Source organism: Streptomyces sp. NBC_01635 (assembly GCF_045209715.1).
Lineage (GTDB): Bacteria > Actinomycetota > Actinomycetes > Streptomycetales > Streptomycetaceae > Streptomyces > Streptomyces hirsutus.
Genome location: NZ_CP109277.1, coordinates 3,754,871 through 3,772,699, shown reverse-complemented (window position 1 = coordinate 3,772,699; position 17,829 = coordinate 3,754,871). Strand labels below are relative to the sequence as shown.

The window sequence follows — 17,829 nt, the reverse complement described above, 5'->3', positions numbered from 1 at the left end:
CGCGGGTGTCACGTGCGCGCAGCACTCGCTTAACACCGGTCCGGCAGATTGGTCGTTGCCGGCGGGCAGGTGGGGGTACCTCCCAGGCGTTCAGCACTGGGGGAGGCTCCCCTTCCCGGCGGCAGGGAACGGCGTCACAGGACCTCCGGAGCGGCTCCCGGACCTCCATGGACGCCAGGCGCGCAGCCCGGCCCGACCGGCCCGCGTCGCTACGCGGGGACCGCCGTCGTCCCGCCCCCCGGCCACGGGGGTGCGGTGGTCCCCGCGTTGATCCCGTCCAGCCTGCCGCGCCCGGTCCTTCGGGCCCCGTCCTTCGCGTGCGGCCCCCGCACTCAGTCCTCCCAGGCGTCGTCCTGCCGCTGCGGCCTGTGGCGGCCGAACAGGCCCGGGTTGATGCGGGCCGCCTGGACGACGTTCACGCCGACGATGCCCAGCCAGGCGACCAGCAGGCCGGGCAGATGGGCCACGCCGCCGCCGATGGCGGACAGCGGCACCGCCAGGACCAGGGAGACGATCCCGAAGCCGAAGCGCTCGCCCCAGGTGTCCGTGGCCTTCGGCGACCGGGAGTCCCGGGCCACCGTCATCTGCTGTTCGGCGAGCTGCCGGCGCACCCGGCGCTCCACCGCCCCGTCGATACGCTGGTCGACCTTCTCCAGGAACGAGTCGACCAGCGCGGACTCGTACTCGTCGCCCAGTTCCCTGCGGGCCTGCAGGGTGGCGTTGAGTTCCTTCTTCAGATCGGCGTCCCGCTCGTCCATTCCGCTCATGCGGACCACGGTAGGCAGCCCGGCCGCCCACGGCACTGGGGATAGCCCCCCTTGTCGGCCGGGGGTCTGCCCGGTCCCGGTCGTGCGCGCCCGGGGTTCGCCTGTATAACGGCATGCAGGAAGCACGGCGGGTGAATGGGTCGGGTCGACAGCCGTGTGATCAGGTCGAGGGGGAGCCGCGTCATGAGCGTCACCGAGGGGCCCGCCGCGCGTCTGCAGGCGCTGTTCGAGGGGCACCGGCTGACACCGACGCAACGGCGCATCGCGCACAGCATGGTGCGGCGCGCGGCCGACGTGCCGTTCCTGTCCAGCGTGGAACTGGCCGAGCTGGCCGGGGTCAGCCAGCCCTCCGTGACCCGGTTCGCGGTCGCCCTCGGCTTCGACGGCTACCCCGCCCTGCGGCGCCATCTGCGCGAGGTCGTGCCCTCCGGGCCGCCGGCGCCGGACGCCGGGTCGTACAACGAGTACCAGCAGGCCGTCGAGGCCGAGATCGAGAACCTGCGGCACCTGGCCGAGGTGCTCGCCGATCCGGAACCCGTGCGGCGGGCGGGGCGGATCCTCGCGGGCAGCCGGCCGCTGCCCGTGCTCGGGCTGCGCGCGGCGGCGGCGCAGGCCCACGGATTCGCCTACTTCGCCGCCAAGGTCCACCCCGACGTACGGCTGCTCAACGAGGGCGGCACCATGCTCCACGACCGCGTCGACGCCGCCGCCGCGGCCGGCGCCGGGGCCCTGCTCTGCTTCGCGCTGCCCCGGCACCCCCGGGAGGTCGTCGACGCCCTCACCCATGCCAAGGAGACGGGGCTGACCGTGGTCACCGTCGCCGACTCCGCCTTCGCGCCGGTCGCCAAGGTCTCCGACCTGCTGCTGCCCGCCGCCGTCGGCACCGGGCTCGCCTTCGACACGGCGTGCGCGCCGATGCTGCTGGGCCGGGTACTGCTGGAGGCGATGTGCGACGACCTGCCCGACGCCCAGGCCCGGCTGGAGGAATTCGACACGAAGGCCGCGACGCGCGGCCTGTTCGTCGAGTGACACCGGGACCCGGGGCGACGGGGCGAGGCGCCGCCCCTTGCGGGGTATCTCAGATTTTTCTCACCTCGAGTCACTAATCTGCGCTCCGGACCCTACGGACGCTCCACTGAAGTGGGACGGGAGGCTGGACGTGATGCGCGCAGGACGCGGAGGACAGGGGCTGGCTCGGGTGGCCGTGGTCGTACGGGCCGGGGCCGCGCCACTGTGGTGGCTGGGTGTGTTCGCGGCGGGCATCGGCGTGCTGGTGCCGGGACTGACCGGCCGCCGGATCGGTGTGTCGGCCGGGGCCGCGCTGTTCCTCGTGGCCCTCGCCGTGGTGGCGTACGCACGGCGGGGGCGGTACCGCGAGCTGGCCCGGCCGGCGGTGCGGGCGAGCAAGCACGACGTGCTCCAGGACCGGGCGGTCAGCATGCGCAACTGGCGCCGCCGGCACCGCTGGTGGCTGCTGCTCGCCTTCCTCGCCGCCCTGGGCGGCGCGTTCGTGATCCCCGCGGCGGGCGGTCTGCTGCTCGCCGGGTGCGGTGTGGGTCTGTGGCTGAAGGCGTCCTGGATCGGCCGCCTGGAAGAGGCCGGCGAGGCCCTGCTGTGGGTCCGCGTCGACTGGCTGAGCGGCGGTGCGAGCAGCCCGGTCGGCAAGACGGTCAAGGGCTACCGCACCACCGGCATCGCGGCAGGCGACGCGACCCCGGGCGGCGCCCGCCGCCGGGCCTCGGCCCTGACCTGACCCGGCCTGACCTGACCTGCCTCGGCCTGGTCCGGCCCGCCCGGGCCTGAGCCGCATCAGGCCCGGGCGGGACCGGTCAGGATCGAGTGGTCACGGGATCAGGGCGTCGAGGTGGGCGCCGCCCGATTCGGCCACGATCTCCTCGGCGGTCTGAGCCGGACGTACCAGCGCGAAGGCCACCCCGGCGCCCGGACCGCCCGTACGGTCCGTGCCACTCGTGTGGTCCGTGCCGCCCACGTGGTCCGTGTCGCTCACGTGGTCCGTGCCGCCCGCTCGGTTCACGGGGTGCGTGGTGAAGCCGTGGACGGCCGGGCGGGGGAGCGAGTTGTACCCGTAGTGGTGGGCGAAGGCGTACGCACCGGTGTCCAGCGCCGCCACGTAGTCGTTCTGCTCCAGCAGCGGCAGCGGGATCTCGCGGGCGAGCAGGTCGCCCGCGAAACAGGCCGGCCCCGCCACGTCCTGCAGCACCGCTGGTCCCGCCTTGGGCCGCCCCGCGGCGTCGTACGCGGCGATCCTCAGCGGCCACGCGGCCGGTGTGTACACCGTGCGCGCCGCCACCTGCACGCCCGCGTGCGTCACCGCGACCGCCCGTCCGCCGGCGCTCTTGGCGTACTCCACCCGGGCGACCACCGTGCCGTGCTTCGCCAGCAGCGACCGCCCGAACTCGGTGACCAGCCCGTACCGCCCGTCGAACAGTCCGGGCACCGTCTCCTTCAGCAGCCGCGCGTACCGCGTGTACGTCGGGCCGGCCGTGTCGGAGGTGAAGTCGACCGGCAGCCCGCCGCCGATGTCGACGGTGTCGACCTGCTGCCGCCCCGCGCGCCGGTTGATCTCCTCGGCCAGCGCGTACGTCTCCGCCACACCCCTCGCCATCAGGGGCAGGGCGATGCCCTGGGAGCCGGTGTGGGTGTGCAGCCGGGTCAGCCACGGCCGGTCGAGGTACGCCCGCACGACCCACTCCCGCGCCCCCTCGTCGCGCAGTGCCACACCGAACTTCGAGGTCGCCGTCGCGGTGGACAGCGCCTCGATGGTGCCGCCGCCGACCTGCGGGTTCACCCGAATGCCGAGGGGCGAGCGGGGGGAGCGGAGACCGGCCGGCCGCGCCGGGGATTCGGCCATCAGGGCGTCGATGCGCGCCAGCTCCTGAGGATTGTCCGCGTTGACGGCGATGCCCAGGGCCAGCGCCTCCCGCAGCTCGGCCGGTGTCTTGGCGGGTGAGTCCAGCACCGTCCGTTCCGGCGGCACCCCCGCCGCCCGTGCCAGCGCCAGCTCGCCGGGGCTGGCGACCTCGGCCCCGATGCCCTCCGTGTGCAGCAGCCGCAGTACGGGTACCAGCGGGGTCGCCTTCACCGCGAAGGCGTGTAGGACGGGGGTGCCGGAGGGTGTCACCGCCGCGAAGGCCTCCCGCAGCTCGGCCGCCGACTCCCGGATGCCCGTGACGTCCAGCAGCGCCACCAGGGGGTGACCGGGGCCGAGCAGCCCCTGTGCCACGGCGGCCCGCACCGCCGCGTCCCGCCGAGCCGCCCGCACCGCTCCTGCCGCCCGCCCGTCGTCCTCGCCGTGACCCGTCTCCCGCGTCCTGCTGTCGTCTCCTGTTTCAGTGCTCATGCCCCTGCCCGTACCCATGTCGGCGCCCATGTCTCCTGCCGAGCGCCGTCCGGCTCTCCGCGCCGACACGGCCGCATGCATTGACTGGCTCTATTCAGACTGCGAAGGTGTGAATATCTGTAGTAAGCGCGGGAGCTCGCCACCAGGAGGCAGACCATGTCAGGACCCCGCCCGCCCGTCTCCCCCCACCAGGCTCCCGCCGGGCCCGCCGCGCCGCCCCGCGGCCCCGTCCGCGCCCCGCGCGGCACGGACCTGAGTGCCCTGGGCTGGCCCCAGGAGGCGGCCCTGCGCATGCTGCAGAACAACCTCGACCCCGAGGTCGCCGAGCACCCCGAGCGGCTCGTCGTCTACGGAGGAACCGGCAAGGCGGCCCGCGACTGGCGTTCCTTCGACGCCATGGTCCGCACCCTGAGGACCCTCAAGCAGGACGAGACGATGCTCGTCCAGTCCGGCCGCCCCGTCGGCGTCATGCAGACCCACGAATGGGCCCCGCGGGTCCTCATCGCCAACTCCCACCTCGTCGGCGACTGGGCCAACTGGGAGGAGTTCCGCCGCCTGGAGGCCCTCGGCCTGACCATGTACGGGCAGATGACCGCCGGATCCTGGATCTACATCGGTACCCAGGGCATCCTCCAGGGCACCTACGAGACGTTCGCCGCCGTCGCCGCGAAGAAGTTCGGCGGCACCCTCGCCGGGACCGTCACCCTGACCGCGGGACTCGGCGGCATGGGCGGCGCCCAACCGCTCGCCGTCACCATGAACGACGGCGTCGCGATCTGCGTCGACTGCGACCCGCGCGCCATCGACCGCCGCATCGAGCACCGCTACCTGGACGTCCGGGCCGACTCCCTCGACCACGCCCTCCGCCTGGCCACCGGGGCCCGTGACGCCCGCCGCCCGCTGTCCATCGGCGTCCTCGGCAACGCCGCCGACGTGGTCCCGCGGCTGCTGGCCATGGGCGCCCCCGTCGACATCGTCACCGACCAGACCTCCGCCCACGACCCGCTGGCCTACCTGCCCACCGGGATCGCCTTCGAGGACATGGCCGACGCCGCCGCCAAGGACCCGGCCGGCTTCACCGACCGCGCCCGCCGGTCCATGGCCCGGCACGTCGAGGCGATGGTCGGCTTCATGGACGCCGGGGCCGAGGTCTTCGACTACGGAAACTCCATCCGGGGCGAGGCTCAACTCGCCGGATACGACCGGGCCTTCGCCTTCCCCGGCTTCGTGCCCGCGTACATCCGCCCGCTGTTCTGCGAGGGCAGGGGACCCTTCCGCTGGGCCGCCCTGTCCGGCGACCCCGCCGACATCGCGAAGACCGACCGGGCCGTCCTCGACCTCTTCCCCGAGGCCGAGTCCCCGCAGAACGCCTCCCTCGCCCGCTGGATGCGCCTGGCCGGGGAACGGGTCCGCTTCCAGGGCCTGCCCGCGCGCATCTGCTGGCTCGGATACGGCGAGCGGGACAAGGCCGGCGAGCGGTTCAACGACATGGTCGCCTCCGGGGAACTCTCGGCCCCCGTCGTCATCGGCCGCGACCACCTCGACTGCGGCTCGGTGGCCTCCCCGTACCGCGAGACCGAGGGCATGCTCGACGGGTCCGACGCGATCGCCGACTGGCCGCTGCTCAACGCCATGGTGAACGTGGCGTCCGGGGCCTCCTGGGTCTCCGTCCACCACGGCGGCGGCGTCGGCATGGGCCGCTCCCTGCACGCGGGCCAGGTGACGGTCGCCGACGGCACCAGGCTCGCCGGCGAGAAGATCCGGCGGGTCCTGACCAACGACCCCGGAATGGGCGTCATCCGCCACGTGGACGCCGGCTACGACCTCGCGGACTCGGTCGCGTCGGAACGGGGCGTACGGGTACCGATGCGCGAGGGATCCGAGAGTTCTGAAGGGCACGAGGGTTCTGAGGGGCACGAGGGGTCCGAGAGGCATGAGGGGCGCGGGGGCCGTGGGAGTGAGGGCGCGTGACCGGGTCCTCCACGCCCCCCGCTTTCCAGGAGATGTGGCGTGACCTGCTTCCTCTCGGCCGCCACCCCGAATCCGGCGGCTACCGGCGTTATGCCTGGACCGGCGCCGACGCCGAATGCCGGGCCTGGTTCGCCGCGCAGGCCGGACTGCGGGGACTGCGGCTCGACGTGGACCGGAACGGGAACCAGTGGGCCTGGCTGGGGGACCCCGCCGCCGGGGACGCCGTCGTCACCGGGTCCCACCTGGACTCCGTGCCGGACGGCGGAGCGTTCGACGGCCCCCTCGGAGTGGTCTCCGCCTTCGCCGCCCTCGACGAACTGCGCCGCAGGGGAACGCCGATCGGCCGCCCTCTCGGCATCGTCAACTTCGGTGACGAGGAAGGCGCCCGCTTCGGGCTCGCCTGCGTCGGATCACGGCTCACCGCCGGACAGCTCACTCGAGCCCAGGCGCACCGCCTCACCGACGGCGACGGGATCACCCTGCCCCGGGCGATGGAGGCCGCCGGACACGACCCCGACGCCCTCGGCGCCGACCCCGAACGGCTCGCCCGCATCGGCGCCTTCGTCGAACTGCACGTCGAACAGGGCCGTGCCCTCGACCTGTCCGGCGACCGGGTCGGCATCGCCGGCGCCATCTGGCCGCACGGCCGCTGGCGGTTCGACTTCCGCGGCGAGGCCAACCACGCCGGAACCACCCGCCTCGCCGACCGCCGCGACCCCATGCTGCCGTATGCCGAGACCGTCCTCGCCGCCCGCCGCGAGGCCGAACTCGCCGGTGCCGTCGCCACCTTCGGCAAGATCGCCGTCGAGCCGAACGGCGTCAACGCCATCCCCTCCCTGGTGCGCGGCTGGCTCGACTCCCGCGCCGCCGACCGGACCGGCCTGGACACCGTGGTCGCCGGGGTGGAGAAGGCGGCCCGTCTCCACGCCGCCGCCCACGGCGTGGACCTGGACGTGGTCCGCGAGTCCCACACACCCGTCGTCGACTTCGACCACGCCCTGCGCGACGAACTCGCCCGGATCCTGCACCGGGACAGGGACCACGGCCCGGCCCCGGGCCGGATCCCCGTCCTCGGCACGGGGGCGGGACACGACGCCGGGATCCTCTCCGCGAGCATTCCGACCGCCATGCTGTTCGTGCGCAACCCCACGGGCGTCTCGCACTCCCCGGCCGAGTACGCGGCCGAGGACGACTGCCTGGCCGGGGTGGCCGCACTCGCCGACGTACTGGAAGGGCTGATGGACAGGTGACACGGGACAGCGGCACCACGGCGGGCGCGACGACCGGCCGGGCCACCACAGCCACCCCGCCCGCCGGGCCCACCGCATCCACCGTGCCCGCCGCTGTGCCGGCCGCTGCGTCCGCCGCGCCCCCCACGGCCACCGGGCGGACGTTCTGGCTGGAGCACGCCTGGCTCGGCGACCGGGTCGAGCCGGGCGTGACCGTGGCCGTCGGTGTCCGCGGCGACGGCGGTGGTGACGGCCGCATCACCGCCGTCACCACGGATGTTCCCGCCCCGCCCCCCGGGGCGGAGATCCTGCGCGGGCTGACCCTCCCCGGGCTGGCCAACGCCCACTCGCACGCTTTTCACCGCGCACTGCGCGGCACCGTCCAGGTCGGGGCCGGCACCTTCTGGACCTGGCGCGAGGTGATGTACTCGGTCGCCGACCGGCTGACCCCCGAGACCTACCACCGGCTCGCCCGCGCCGTGTACGCGGAGATGGCCCTCGCCGGGATCACCGCCGTAGGCGAGTTCCACTACCTGCACCACGCCCCCGACGGCACCCCGTACGCCGACCCCAACGCCATGGGGGAGGCGCTCATCGCGGCCGCCGCCGAGGCCGGTGTCCGCATCACCCTCCTCGACACCGCCTACCTGTCCGCCGGCTTCGGCGAGCCGCCCACCGCCCACCAGCGCCGCTTCTCCGACGGCACCGCCGAGGCCTGGGCCGAACGCTGTTCACTCCTCAAGGAGCGGGACCACGCACGGATCGGTGCCGCCATCCACTCCGTACGGGCCGTGCCCGCCGGGGAGTTGGAGACCGTGGCACGCTGGGCGGAGGAGCGACGGGCCCCACTGCACGTGCACCTGTCGGAGCAGACCGCCGAGAACGAGGCATGCCAGGTGGCGCACGGCCGCACCCCGACCCGCCTTCTCGCCGACCACGGCGTGCTCGGACCGCGCACCACCGGCATCCACCACACACACCTCACCGGCCAGGACATCGCGCTCATCGGCGGCAGCGGCACCGGCACCTGCATGTGCCCCACCACGGAACGCGACCTGGCCGACGGCATCGGCCCCGCGGCCGCCCTCCAGCGCCAGGGCTCCCCGCTGTCCCTCGGCTCGGACAGCCACGCCGTCATCGACCTGCTGGAGGAAGCGCGCGCCCTGGAGCTGAACGAACGCCTGCGCACCCGCACCCGCGGCCACTGGACGGCGAACGCACTGCTGAGGGCGGCCACCGCCGACGGTCACACCGCCCTCGGCTGGGAGCGGGCGGGCAGCATCGAACCCGGAGCCCTCGCCGACCTGACCACCCTCACCCTGGAGTCGGTCAGAACAGCGGGGCCACCGCCCCGGCTCGGCGCCGAGACCGCCGTATTCGCCGCGACGGCGGCCGACGTACGGCACACGATCGTGGCGGGGCGGCACGTCGTACGCGACGGGGCGCACACCCTCGTGCCCGATGTGCCGCACGCCCTGGCGCGCGCTGTCGAGGCACTGAGGACCTGAACGCCGGCCACCTGAACGCCAGCCACCGGAACACCGCCCACCGGAACACCACCCGCCGGAACACCGCCTACCGGAGCGCCACCCGCCGGAACACCGCCCACCGGAACACCGCCTACCGGAGCGCCACCCGCCGGAACACCGCCTACCGGAGCGCCACCCGCCGGAGCGCCACCCGCAGGAGCACCGCCCGCAGGTGTCCCGGGCCCGCTCCCGCCACCCACGAGGACGTCATGAGCAGCACCGCCATCACCGGCATCGCCACGCTGGTCACCAACGATCCCTCCCTCGGAGGGGGGTCCCCCCGCTCGGGCACGTTCGAGAGCGGGGGAGGTTCACCCCTCGGTCTGCTCCGGGACGCGGCCGTCGTCATCGACGGCGACCGCGTCGTGTGGACCGGTGCATCGAGCGAAGCGCCCGCCGCCGACCATCGGGTCGACGCCGCGGGCCGGACGGTGATCCCGGGTTTCGTCGACTCGCACTCCCACCTGGTCTTCGCGGGCGACCGCACCGACGAGTTCAACGCCCGGATGTCCGGCCGCCCCTACAGCGCGGGCGGCATCCGCACCACCGTCGCCGCCACCCGGGCCGCGAGCGACGCGGAACTCGAGGCGAACCTGACCCGCTTCCTCACCGAGGCACTGCGCCAGGGCACCACGACCATCGAGACCAAGTCCGGCTACGGCCTGACCCCCGAGGACGAGGCCCGCGCCCTGCGGCTGGCCGCCCGCCACACCGACGAGGTCACCTACCTCGGCGCCCACATCGTCGCCCCCGAGTACGCCGACGACCCGGCCGGCTACGTGGACCTGGTCACCGGACGGATGCTGGACGCGTGCGCGCCGCACGCCCGCTGGATCGACGTCTTCTGCGAGCGGGGAGCCTTCGACGGAGACCAGGCGCGCGCCGTCCTCACCGCCGGCCGGGCCAGGGGCCTGCACCCGCGCGTCCACGCCAACCAGCTCACCCACGGCCCCGGCGTGCAGCTCGCCGTCGAACTCGACGCGGCCAGCGCGGACCACTGCACCCACCTCACCGACGCGGACGTCGACGCCCTGGCCAACAGCCGTACGGTCGCGACGCTGCTGCCGGGCGCCGAGTTCTCCACCCGGGCCGCCTGGCCCGACGCCCGCAGGCTGCTCGACGCGGGAGTCACCGTCGCGCTGTCCACGGACTGCAACCCGGGGTCGTCCTTCACGTCCTCGGTGCCGTTCTGCGTCGCGCTCGCCGTGCGGGACATGGGCATGACGCCCGACGAGGCCCTCTGGTCGGCCACCGCGGGCGGTGCGGCGGCCCTGCGCCGCACCGACGTGGGCCGGCTCGCCCCCGGGGCCCGCGCCGACCTCGTCCTCCTCGACGCCCCGAGCCACGTCCACCTGGCCTACCGCCCCGGCGTCCCCCTGGTCACGGGCGTGTGGCGGCGCGGTGTCCGCGTGCTCTGACCAGGGGGATCAGGCCCCGGCCCGCCACCTCTGATCCGTCCGCCCCGCCTCCCTGCCCAGGGACACCGAGCCGCTCCCGGCCGCCGTCACCGCGTGATCCGGCGCGACGGCCGGGCGGATCACTCCACGGGCGTCGACGGCGAAGCGCAGGTTCTGTCCATTGCGCCCGTCCACCGAGTCGCACTCCCAGATGCCGACGCCCCGGCCCACCGCGCCACGGCTGTCCAGGCAGTAGTCGGAGTCGGCGTAGGACTGCAGCACACCGCGCTCCGCGTCGACCCGCCACCGCTGGGAGCGGGAGGAGTCGCAGGCCGCCGTGACGACGTCCGTGCGGTTCTCCAGGTCGCCGTCGATGTCCAGGCACAGGCCCGACGCCAGATTCACCACCTGCGCGTAGGCGCCGCCCGGAGGCGGATACGTGGGCGTGGGGGACGGCGTGGGGGACGGCGTGGGGGACGGTGTGGGGTGTGGAGGGGCGGAAGGGCTGGGCTTCCCGGTCCTCGAAGTCTTCGAAGGGGACGGTGAGGGGGACCGCGTCGCGGACGCGGTGGGGGGCGGTGAGGGCGTGGCCGTCACCGTTACCGGCGGCGGGGCCGCCACGGTGGGGACCGGGTTCGAGGTGTGCTCGGCCGGCGTGTCGGCAGGTGACCACAGCAGGAGCAGCAGCGGTACCACGGCCACGCCGAGTGCCGTCGAGGCCAGCACCAGGCGCCGGGACACCGGCCACGTCCCGAGCGCGGTACCGGTGCCGGCGGACGGCCCGGCCGGTGCCGGTGCGGGGGCGGTGTACGCCGTGCCCGCCCACGGCAGCAGCCCTTCGGCCAGGGTGGCGCGCGGCTCGTCCCGCAGGGCGCACAGTTCCTCGTACGCGGCGGTGCAGTGTCCGCAGTGGGCCATGTGGGTGTGCAGGTCGGCGCTGTCGCGGGGGCCGTCGGGCCGTACCGACTCCTCGATGAGCCGGCGGAAGTCGGCGCACCGGGGGTCGTCCGAGGCGGCCAGCCGGGCCCGCAGGCAGGCCTGGCCCAGCGACTGCAGTGCGGGCCGGATGTCGTAGGCCACGTCCTGACGGGTGAGGCCGAGAAGCGTCGCCGTACGGTCCGTGGGCTCCTGTTCCACGATCCCGTACCAGAGGAGACCCTGCGCCCGGTACGGCAGTGTCCGGAACGCGGCGAGCATGGACGGGACCGGCCCGTCGGGGCCGGACGAACTCAGGACGAGGTGCAGCCCGGCGTCCAGCCCGCCGGCTCGTCCGTCGGCGGCCCAGGTCGCCGCCACCCGGACGGTCAGCAGCAGGAGCTGGTGGCGCAGGGGACCGCCGGGATCGGTGCCGCGGGCGGTCTCGCGGGCGGCGTGGGTGAAGGCCTGCGCGGCGAGTTGGCGCGCACCGGAATCGCTGGTGGTGCACCGGCGGGCGTAGGCGAGCACGGACGGGCCGTGCCGGGCGCGGAGTTCCTGAAGTGCCGCGTACGCGGCCGGGGTGTCGGCGCGCAGCATCTCGGTCAGCCGGATGTCCGACGCACCCGTGTGCGCACCTGGGCGTCCGCCGCCGACCCCGTCGTCGTCGACGGTTCCGTCGCCCCGAACCATGCACCGCCTCCTAGCCCCTGGCCGTCGGACCCGTCGTCCTGACATACCAGCCGGTCTGGGCGTGCCCATAGTGGAGGAAGAAGGCCCGCGGGGAAAGGGGTGACCGTGGGTAACGCGATGCGCCCCGCGCTCGGCCGGTACCCGGAGCCCGGGAAGGGCGTCCGGCGTCGGCGGAGTGCGGGGCGCGGCGGCGTGCGAGGCGCCGAGTGCGGGTCGTCAAGCGGAGCGGAGTGAAGGGCGCAAGGAACGGCTGCCCGTCATTCCTCGATGGTCAGTCCCTTGCGCAGCCGTACCAGCGTTCGCGACAGCAGCCGTGACACGTGCATCTGCGAAATACCCAGTTCCTCACCGATCTCGGACTGGGTCATGCAGGCCACGAAGCGCAGCGAGAGGATCTTCCGGTCGCGCGGCGGCAGTTCGGCGATCAGCGGCTTCAACGACTCGACGTACTCGATGCCTTCGAGGCCGTGGTCCTCGTAACCGATCCGGTCCGACAACGAGCCCTCGGCGTCGTCCTCCTCCGGCTGGGCGTCGAGCGATGAGGCGGTGTAGGCGTTCGACGCCGCCATGCCCTCGACGACCTCGTCCCTGGAGATGCCCAGACGCTCGGCCAGTTCGCCCGCCGTCGGGGACCGGTCGAGCTGCTGTGCCAGCTCGTCACCGGCCTTGGCCAGGTCGAGCCGCAGCTCCTGCAGCCGGCGCGGTACGCGCACGGACCACGAGGTGTCCCGGAAGAAGCGCTTGATCTCACCGATGATGGTCGGCATCGCGAAGGTGGGGAACTCCACACCGCGCGAAAGCTCGAAGCGGTCGATCGCCTTGATCAGACCGATGGTGCCGACCTGGATGATGTCCTCCATCGGCTCGCTGCGCGAGCGGAAGCGGGAGGCGGCGAACTTGACCAGGGCCAGGTTCAGTTCGACGAGCGTGTTGCGTACGTACGCGTATTCGTGGGTGCCTTCCTCCAGCGACTCCAGCCGCTCGAAGAGGGTCTTGGACAGCGCCCGGGCGTCGACCGGTCCCACCTCGTCGAAAGGGGGGATCTCCGGGAGCCCGGCGAGTAGATCGTCGTCCGGGACGACACCCGCATCGTCCTGCTCGATGGGAGCCAGATGTTCCGGAGGGAGTGTCGACGTCGCTTTCTGGGTAGGCGATGCGTCGAGCCGGGGTGACATGATGTCCTCCATCGTTCTCGGCGTATGGCTGCCGATGCCGTTTCGTGCACTGCGGTGTGCGGCGCCTCCGAAGCCGACCGTGTCGAGTACGTGTCCCTACTAGCCCTACCCGCTTTCGCAAGCCCACCGCAAGTGAGCTCTGTTGCCATATGTCCGTTTGCGGCTGATTGTTCGGCTGTCGGAGCGCGCTGGGAAGGCGTAATGTTCGACAGCGTCAGCAGTAGCCACGACTGGTGGGAGAGAGAGACGGCATGGACCGCGGGACGGTCGGCAGCGCACAGTCGGGCCGGCTTCTGGTCGAGGTGCGAGAAGAGGGCCACAGTGCCGTCGTGACTCCGGCGGGTGAGTTGGATCACCACACCGCCGATCTGTTGCGCGAGCCACTGGAGAACTGCCTTGTCAAGGGATTCAAGCGGCTTGTCATCGACTGCTCCGGCTTGGAGTTCTGTGACTCCACCGGGCTCAATGTGCTGCTCGGCGCCAGGCTGAAGGCCGACGCCGCCGGGGGCGGGGTGCATCTCGCCGGAATGCAGCCCGTGGTCGCGCGCGTATTCGAGATCACCGGGGCTGAAGCGGTGTTCACCCTCCATGACAGCCTCGAGGCGGCTCTGGCCGACGATTCCGGATGACCGTGCGGGCAGGCCGGCGCCACCCCGCGGCGGGTCCGGGGGCGGGCGGTCTTCTTCCGCTGCGTCGAGTGAGGTGTCGCCCCGCGATTCTTTCCGCGGGCCCCCTTCCGAGCCGCTCCCGAATCGTTGCGCCTTTCTTGTGCGAACGCGGGGGTGTTGCCTGGGCGGCCTCGGGCAGAAGACAAGCGGAATGTGCCCGCTGCCATGGTCGAGGGGATGCCGGAAACCGGACGATCACCCACGGCGTGACTGAATGAGTACGGATTTTTTTGAAATGGTGAACTGGTGAATCGGTGAGGTGAAGCGCTGATGAGCACCACCCGGCCCTATTCGCCGGGCGACCGCGGTCCGGAGCCCGGCGGCGTTTCCGGGGTGCCCGGGGGCGGTGCGCCGACGGCGAGCGCGCCCCAGGGGGCGCTGTCCGGGGCGCAGGCCGCAGCGGCATCCACGCCGACGGGGCCGCCGGAGGCATCGGAGTCCCCGGGTTCGCCGGGAGGGCGTCAGGTCCGCCGGCTGAGCTTCGAGGACCAGAGCGGCGTCGTTCCCCTCGCCCGCGACTTCACCCGTCAGGCGCTGCAGGCGTGGGGCTGGCTGCCCGCCGCCACCGCCGACCGGAGAGCCGCCGCCGAGGACGTCCTGCTCGTCGTGTCCGAACTGGTCACCAATGCCTGCCTGCACGCCGAGGGGCCGGACCACCTGGGCATCGTCTGCGACAACAAGGTGATCCGGCTCGAGGTCACCGACCGGGGCGCCGGCCAGCCGGCACCGCGTTCCCCGCACCAGGCGGGCCGGCCCGGCGGGCACGGCATGTTCATCGTCCAGCGGCTCTGCCTGGACTGGGGCGTCGTGCGTGCCCCGGGCGTCGCGGGCAAGACCGTGTGGGCGGAACTCGGGGCGCCCGCCTGACCGGCGGAGCCCCGCCTTCCACGACTCCGTGCGGCGCGTACCCACCGGGCGCGCCCACCGCGCACTCACCGTACGTGCACCGGATCGTCACGGATCCGGTGCGCACCGTGTCTTCCTTCCTCGTTCCCGGCGTACCTTGACGGGCCGTCGGATGCGAGCCGACGTCAGGGAACGCACCGCCGGCGGTACCGGTACGTCCTTTGCGAAGAATCCCGTTCCCGGGGAACGACCCCCCTTGCGGGCCGTGGTCCTCCCGGTCGTACCGGGCGCCGTTTTCCGCGCGGGGCCGGCCGTGGTGGACCTCGCGCGCTCCCGGGGACCGGCACCGACGGCTCCGGTCCCCCGCGAGCCGGAGCCGACGCCGACGCGGACCCCGCACCCCGCTCCGTGAGCACGGCGCCCGTGGGCACGGTGAGGGAGCCCGCCCGCGTCCGCCCCGTGAACGCCCGGAGGGCCCCGCATCCGCGTACGTGCTGTACGTACGGATGCGGGGCCCTCCGGCTCGTGAGCGCGACCGCGGCGGCGAGCCGACCGGGTCACGGCCTCACGGCGTCATGCGCACGAGATCAGCGGACGTCGCCCATCAGTGCCTTGACCTTGCTGCGGTACATCCACACCGCGACACCGGCGACCACCGCGAGGGTGGCCTCCATCGCGACCACGCCCGACCCGTTCAGGTCGACACCGGCGAGGGACAGCAGGCCGGTCGTGGCGGTACCGGCGGTGACGGCCAGGAACCAGACGCCCATCATCTGCGAGGCGTACTTCGCCGGCGCCATCTTCGTGGTGACCGACAGGCCGACCGGGGAGAGCAGCAGCTCACCGACGGTCTGCGTGAAGTAGATCGCCACCAGCCACATCGCCGCCGCCTTGTGACCGCCCTCGGCGATGGACAGCGGGGCGAGGAACAGGAAGAAGGACGCACCGACCAGCACCAGACCGGAGCCGAACTTCACGATCGTGCTGGGCTCCTTGCCGCGCCGGTTCAGCGCCAGCCAGAACCAGGCGAAGACCGGGGCCAGCGCCATGATCAGGACCGGGTTGACCGACTGGTACCAGGAGACCGGGAACTCCCAGCCGAGGACGCTGTTCTCGGCCGACGAGTCGGCGAAGAGCGCCAGGGTCGAGCCGCCCTGGTCGTAGATCATCCAGAAGACGGCCGCGGCCACGAAGAACCAGATGTACGCGGACATCTTCGACTGCTCGGTCTGGTCCAGGTCCCGGTCGCGCTTGATCCGGACCAGCACCAGCACCGGGATGATCAGGCCGAGCAGCGTCAGCGGGACCAGGATCCAGTTCAGGGTGTAGTTGCCGGAGAAGCCGAGGACGGCGTAGGCGACGACGGCGATGCCGGCCCAGAAGGCGGCCTTGCGCAGCGTGGAGGACTTCTCCGCGGCGGACAGCGGCTTGGGCACGACGCTGGAGTGCGCGGCGAGGTGACGGCTGCCCAGCAGGAACTGGAGCAGGCCGAGACCCATGCCGACCGCGGCGAGCCCGAAGCCCAGGTGCCAGCTGACGCCCTCACCGACGGTGCCGATGATCAGCGGCGAGAAGAAGGCGCCGAGGTTGATGCCCATGTAGAAGACGGTGAAGCCACCGTCGCGGCGCGGGTCGTCCGGACCGTCGTAGAGCTGGCCGACCATCGTGGAGATGTTGGCCTTCAGCAGGCCGGAACCGAGGGCGACCAGTCCGAGGCCGGCGTAGAAGGTGCCGGCGGACGGCAGAGCCAGCGTCAGGTGGCCGAGCACGACGATCGCACCGGCGAAGGCGACGGTCTTGCGCGGGCCCAGGACCCGGTCGCCGAACCAGCCGCCCGGCATCGTGAGCAGGTACACCAGCGACAGGTACACCGCGTAGATGGCCGTCGCCGTGCCGGCGTTCAGGCCCATGCCGCCCGGGGCGACGAGGTACAGCGGGAGCAGAGCTCGCATGCCGTAGTAGGAGAACCGCTCCCACATCTCGGTCATGAAGAGAGTGGCCAGTCCGCGGGGGTGGCCGAAGAAGGTCTTCTCGGAGCCGGGGGTGCCGGGTGAGACCGAGTCCTTCGTCAGGCTGGACGCCATGGTCGTTCCTTGCTGGTCGGGACGCGACGCGCAAGCGGGTACGCGCCCGGTGGGGGGCGGCCGGCACCGGCGGGCCGTGCCGTCCACCCCACGCCCTTGGGGAGTCCGCTCCGGATCACGGAGCGGGGGACGGCGACCACCGGGATCCACGCCTCTACGCGCGTCAATGTGCGTAGAGGCCCGGCCATAGGTCATTTCTTACGAGGCCGGCGCGAAGCCGACCGGCACGCAAAAGAGACCTTCAGCGGCAACTGCGCCAAAGGTCCCCGTGGTGCAACAGGCGTTGGTTCACCATACGGCAGGACAGTGCCGGATATGGAAGGACTTGAGACAGGGATCACAGGTTCCGGGGGAACCGTGATCACTCATTCGAAGGTTCTTTTCAGGATCGCACCCCACAGTTCCAGGCCCCTCCCGCAGGTCCCCGAGGTGAGAAACAGGTGTGCGCGCGGTGGGAACCGGCCGCCGTGATCACGCCCCGGACCGTGTCGCGGCGGGACTACCATCAGTCCATGACCCGTGTACTGCTCGCCGAGGACGACGCGTCCATCTCTGAGCCGCTGGCCCGCGCCCTGCGTCGGGAGGGCTACGAGGTGGAGGTGCGTGAGGACGGACCCAGCGCGCTCGACGCAGGCCTGCAGGGCGGCGTCGACCTGGTGGTGCTGGACCTCGGACTGCCGGGCATGGACGGCCTGGAGGTCGCCCGTCGGCTGCGTTCCGACGGGCACACGGTCCCGATCCTGATCCTCACCGCGCGCGCCGACGAGGTCGACACCGTGGTCGGTCTGGACGCCGGCGCCGACGACTACGTCACCAAGCCGTTCCGCCTCGCCGAACTGCTCGCCCGGGTGCGGGCCCTGCTGCGGCGCGGTGCCACCGAACCGCAGCAGCCGCCCGCGACGCACGGGGTGCGCATCGACGTCGAGTCGCACCGGGCGTGGATGGGTGAGGAGGAACTCCAGCTCACCGCCAAGGAGTTCGACCTGCTGCGGGTCCTGGTGCGGGACGCGGGCCGGGTCGTCACCCGGGACCAGTTGATGCGCGAGGTCTGGGACACCACCTGGTGGTCGTCCACCAAGACCCTCGACATGCACATCTCCTGGCTGCGCAAGAAGCTCGGCGACGACGCGGCCAACCCCCGCTACATCGCGACCGTACGGGGCGTGGGGTTCCGCTTCGAGAAGAGCTGACCCC

14 protein-coding genes are annotated in these 17,829 nt (G+C 72.8%); 9 read left to right on the top strand and 5 right to left on the bottom strand.

What is annotated here, in order from left to right:
- Positions 1 to 332: 332 nt before the first annotated feature.
- The gene (locus OHB56_RS17510; RefSeq protein WP_406359119.1) at positions 333 to 758 is read right to left on the bottom strand and encodes a hypothetical protein; all 426 of its coding nucleotides are present in this window, start codon (positions 756 to 758) and stop codon (positions 333 to 335) included.
- A 192-nt stretch (positions 759 to 950) separates the two neighbouring features.
- On the opposite strand from OHB56_RS17510, the gene OHB56_RS17505 reads away from it, so the two are divergent.
- Both OHB56_RS17505 and OHB56_RS17500 read left to right on the top strand, forming a co-directional pair.
- Positions 951 to 1,796, top strand: coding sequence for a MurR/RpiR family transcriptional regulator (locus OHB56_RS17505; RefSeq protein ID WP_326753101.1), 846 nt, complete (start codon positions 951 to 953; stop codon positions 1,794 to 1,796).
- Between the two features lie 133 nt (positions 1,797 to 1,929).
- Positions 1,930 to 2,520, top strand: a complete 591-nt coding sequence (locus OHB56_RS17500; RefSeq protein ID WP_326753100.1) for a hypothetical protein — start codon at positions 1,930 to 1,932, stop codon at positions 2,518 to 2,520.
- A 90-nt stretch (positions 2,521 to 2,610) separates the two neighbouring features.
- On the opposite strand, the gene OHB56_RS17495 is transcribed toward OHB56_RS17500, so the two are convergent.
- Positions 2,611 to 4,128 carry a diaminopimelate decarboxylase gene (locus tag OHB56_RS17495; protein ID WP_406354321.1) on the bottom strand — a complete coding sequence of 506 codons (1,518 nt, stop codon included), beginning with the start codon at positions 4,126 to 4,128 and terminating at the stop codon, positions 2,611 to 2,613.
- A gap of 156 nt (positions 4,129 to 4,284) precedes the next feature.
- Here OHB56_RS17495 and hutU point away from each other — a divergent pair, with 156 nt between their 5' ends.
- The 4 genes from hutU (at position 4,285) to hutI (ending at position 10,275) form a co-directional block, all read left to right on the top strand.
- On the top strand, positions 4,285 to 6,099 hold the full coding sequence (gene hutU / locus OHB56_RS17490; RefSeq protein WP_406354319.1) for a urocanate hydratase: 1,815 nt from the start codon (positions 4,285 to 4,287) through the stop codon (positions 6,097 to 6,099).
- A gap of 32 nt (positions 6,100 to 6,131) precedes the next feature.
- Positions 6,132 to 7,349 (top strand): allantoate amidohydrolase, encoded by a 1,218-nt coding sequence (locus OHB56_RS17485; RefSeq protein WP_326757027.1) that lies wholly within the window; start codon positions 6,132 to 6,134, stop codon positions 7,347 to 7,349.
- Between the two features lie 95 nt (positions 7,350 to 7,444).
- Positions 7,445 to 8,836, top strand: coding sequence for a formimidoylglutamate deiminase (locus OHB56_RS17480; protein WP_406359117.1), 1,392 nt, complete (start codon positions 7,445 to 7,447; stop codon positions 8,834 to 8,836).
- A 230-nt stretch (positions 8,837 to 9,066) separates the two neighbouring features.
- The gene (hutI, locus tag OHB56_RS17475) at positions 9,067 to 10,275 is read left to right on the top strand and encodes an imidazolonepropionase (protein ID WP_406354317.1); all 1,209 of its coding nucleotides are present in this window, start codon (positions 9,067 to 9,069) and stop codon (positions 10,273 to 10,275) included.
- A 9-nt stretch (positions 10,276 to 10,284) separates the two neighbouring features.
- Here hutI and OHB56_RS17470 read toward each other — a convergent pair whose 3' ends face one another.
- Together OHB56_RS17470 and OHB56_RS17465 are read right to left on the bottom strand one after the other, a co-directional pair.
- Positions 10,285 to 11,862: a ricin-type beta-trefoil lectin domain protein gene (locus OHB56_RS17470; protein WP_406354315.1), complete on the bottom strand. Its 1,578-nt coding sequence runs from the start codon at positions 11,860 to 11,862 to the stop codon at positions 10,285 to 10,287.
- A 257-nt stretch (positions 11,863 to 12,119) separates the two neighbouring features.
- The gene (locus OHB56_RS17465; RefSeq protein WP_326753095.1) at positions 12,120 to 13,049 is read right to left on the bottom strand and encodes an RNA polymerase sigma factor SigF; all 930 of its coding nucleotides are present in this window, start codon (positions 13,047 to 13,049) and stop codon (positions 12,120 to 12,122) included.
- A 239-nt stretch (positions 13,050 to 13,288) separates the two neighbouring features.
- Here OHB56_RS17465 and OHB56_RS17460 point away from each other — a divergent pair, with 239 nt between their 5' ends.
- Both OHB56_RS17460 and OHB56_RS17455 read left to right on the top strand, forming a co-directional pair.
- Positions 13,289 to 13,666: an STAS domain-containing protein gene (locus tag OHB56_RS17460; protein WP_326753094.1), complete on the top strand. Its 378-nt coding sequence runs from the start codon at positions 13,289 to 13,291 to the stop codon at positions 13,664 to 13,666.
- Between the two features lie 309 nt (positions 13,667 to 13,975).
- Positions 13,976 to 14,572: an ATP-binding protein gene (locus OHB56_RS17455; protein WP_326753093.1), complete on the top strand. Its 597-nt coding sequence runs from the start codon at positions 13,976 to 13,978 to the stop codon at positions 14,570 to 14,572.
- Positions 14,573 to 15,138: 566 nt separating this feature from the next.
- On the opposite strand, the gene OHB56_RS17450 is transcribed toward OHB56_RS17455, so the two are convergent.
- Complete coding sequence (locus OHB56_RS17450) at positions 15,139 to 16,635, bottom strand: oligopeptide:H+ symporter (RefSeq protein WP_406354312.1); 1,497 nt, start codon at positions 16,633 to 16,635, stop codon at positions 15,139 to 15,141.
- A 512-nt stretch (positions 16,636 to 17,147) separates the two neighbouring features.
- On the opposite strand from OHB56_RS17450, the gene OHB56_RS17445 reads away from it, so the two are divergent.
- Positions 17,148 to 17,825, top strand: a complete 678-nt coding sequence (locus OHB56_RS17445; protein WP_055592785.1) for a response regulator transcription factor — start codon at positions 17,148 to 17,150, stop codon at positions 17,823 to 17,825.
- The last annotated feature ends 4 nt before the right edge of the window (positions 17,826 to 17,829 follow it).

Coding starts and splice junctions, on each gene's coding strand:
- OHB56_RS17510 (WP_406359119.1), bottom strand. CDS start 758: ATGGACGAGCGGGACGCCGATCTGAAGAAGGAACTCAACGCCACCCTG.
- OHB56_RS17505 (WP_326753101.1), top strand. CDS start 951: ATGAGCGTCACCGAGGGGCCCGCCGCGCGTCTGCAGGCGCTGTTCGAG.
- OHB56_RS17500 (WP_326753100.1), top strand. CDS start 1,930: ATGCGCGCAGGACGCGGAGGACAGGGGCTGGCTCGGGTGGCCGTGGTC.
- OHB56_RS17495 (WP_406354321.1), bottom strand. CDS start 4,128: ATGAGCACTGAAACAGGAGACGACAGCAGGACGCGGGAGACGGGTCAC.
- hutU (WP_406354319.1), top strand. CDS start 4,285: ATGTCAGGACCCCGCCCGCCCGTCTCCCCCCACCAGGCTCCCGCCGGG.
- OHB56_RS17485 (WP_326757027.1), top strand. CDS start 6,132: ATGTGGCGTGACCTGCTTCCTCTCGGCCGCCACCCCGAATCCGGCGGC.
- hutI (WP_406354317.1), top strand. CDS start 9,067: ATGAGCAGCACCGCCATCACCGGCATCGCCACGCTGGTCACCAACGAT.
- OHB56_RS17470 (WP_406354315.1), bottom strand. CDS start 11,862: ATGGTTCGGGGCGACGGAACCGTCGACGACGACGGGGTCGGCGGCGGA.
- OHB56_RS17465 (WP_326753095.1), bottom strand. CDS start 13,049: ATGGAGGACATCATGTCACCCCGGCTCGACGCATCGCCTACCCAGAAA.
- OHB56_RS17460 (WP_326753094.1), top strand. CDS start 13,289: ATGGACCGCGGGACGGTCGGCAGCGCACAGTCGGGCCGGCTTCTGGTC.
- OHB56_RS17455 (WP_326753093.1), top strand. CDS start 13,976: ATGAGCACCACCCGGCCCTATTCGCCGGGCGACCGCGGTCCGGAGCCC.
- OHB56_RS17450 (WP_406354312.1), bottom strand. CDS start 16,635: ATGGCGTCCAGCCTGACGAAGGACTCGGTCTCACCCGGCACCCCCGGC.
- OHB56_RS17445 (WP_055592785.1), top strand. CDS start 17,148: ATGACCCGTGTACTGCTCGCCGAGGACGACGCGTCCATCTCTGAGCCG.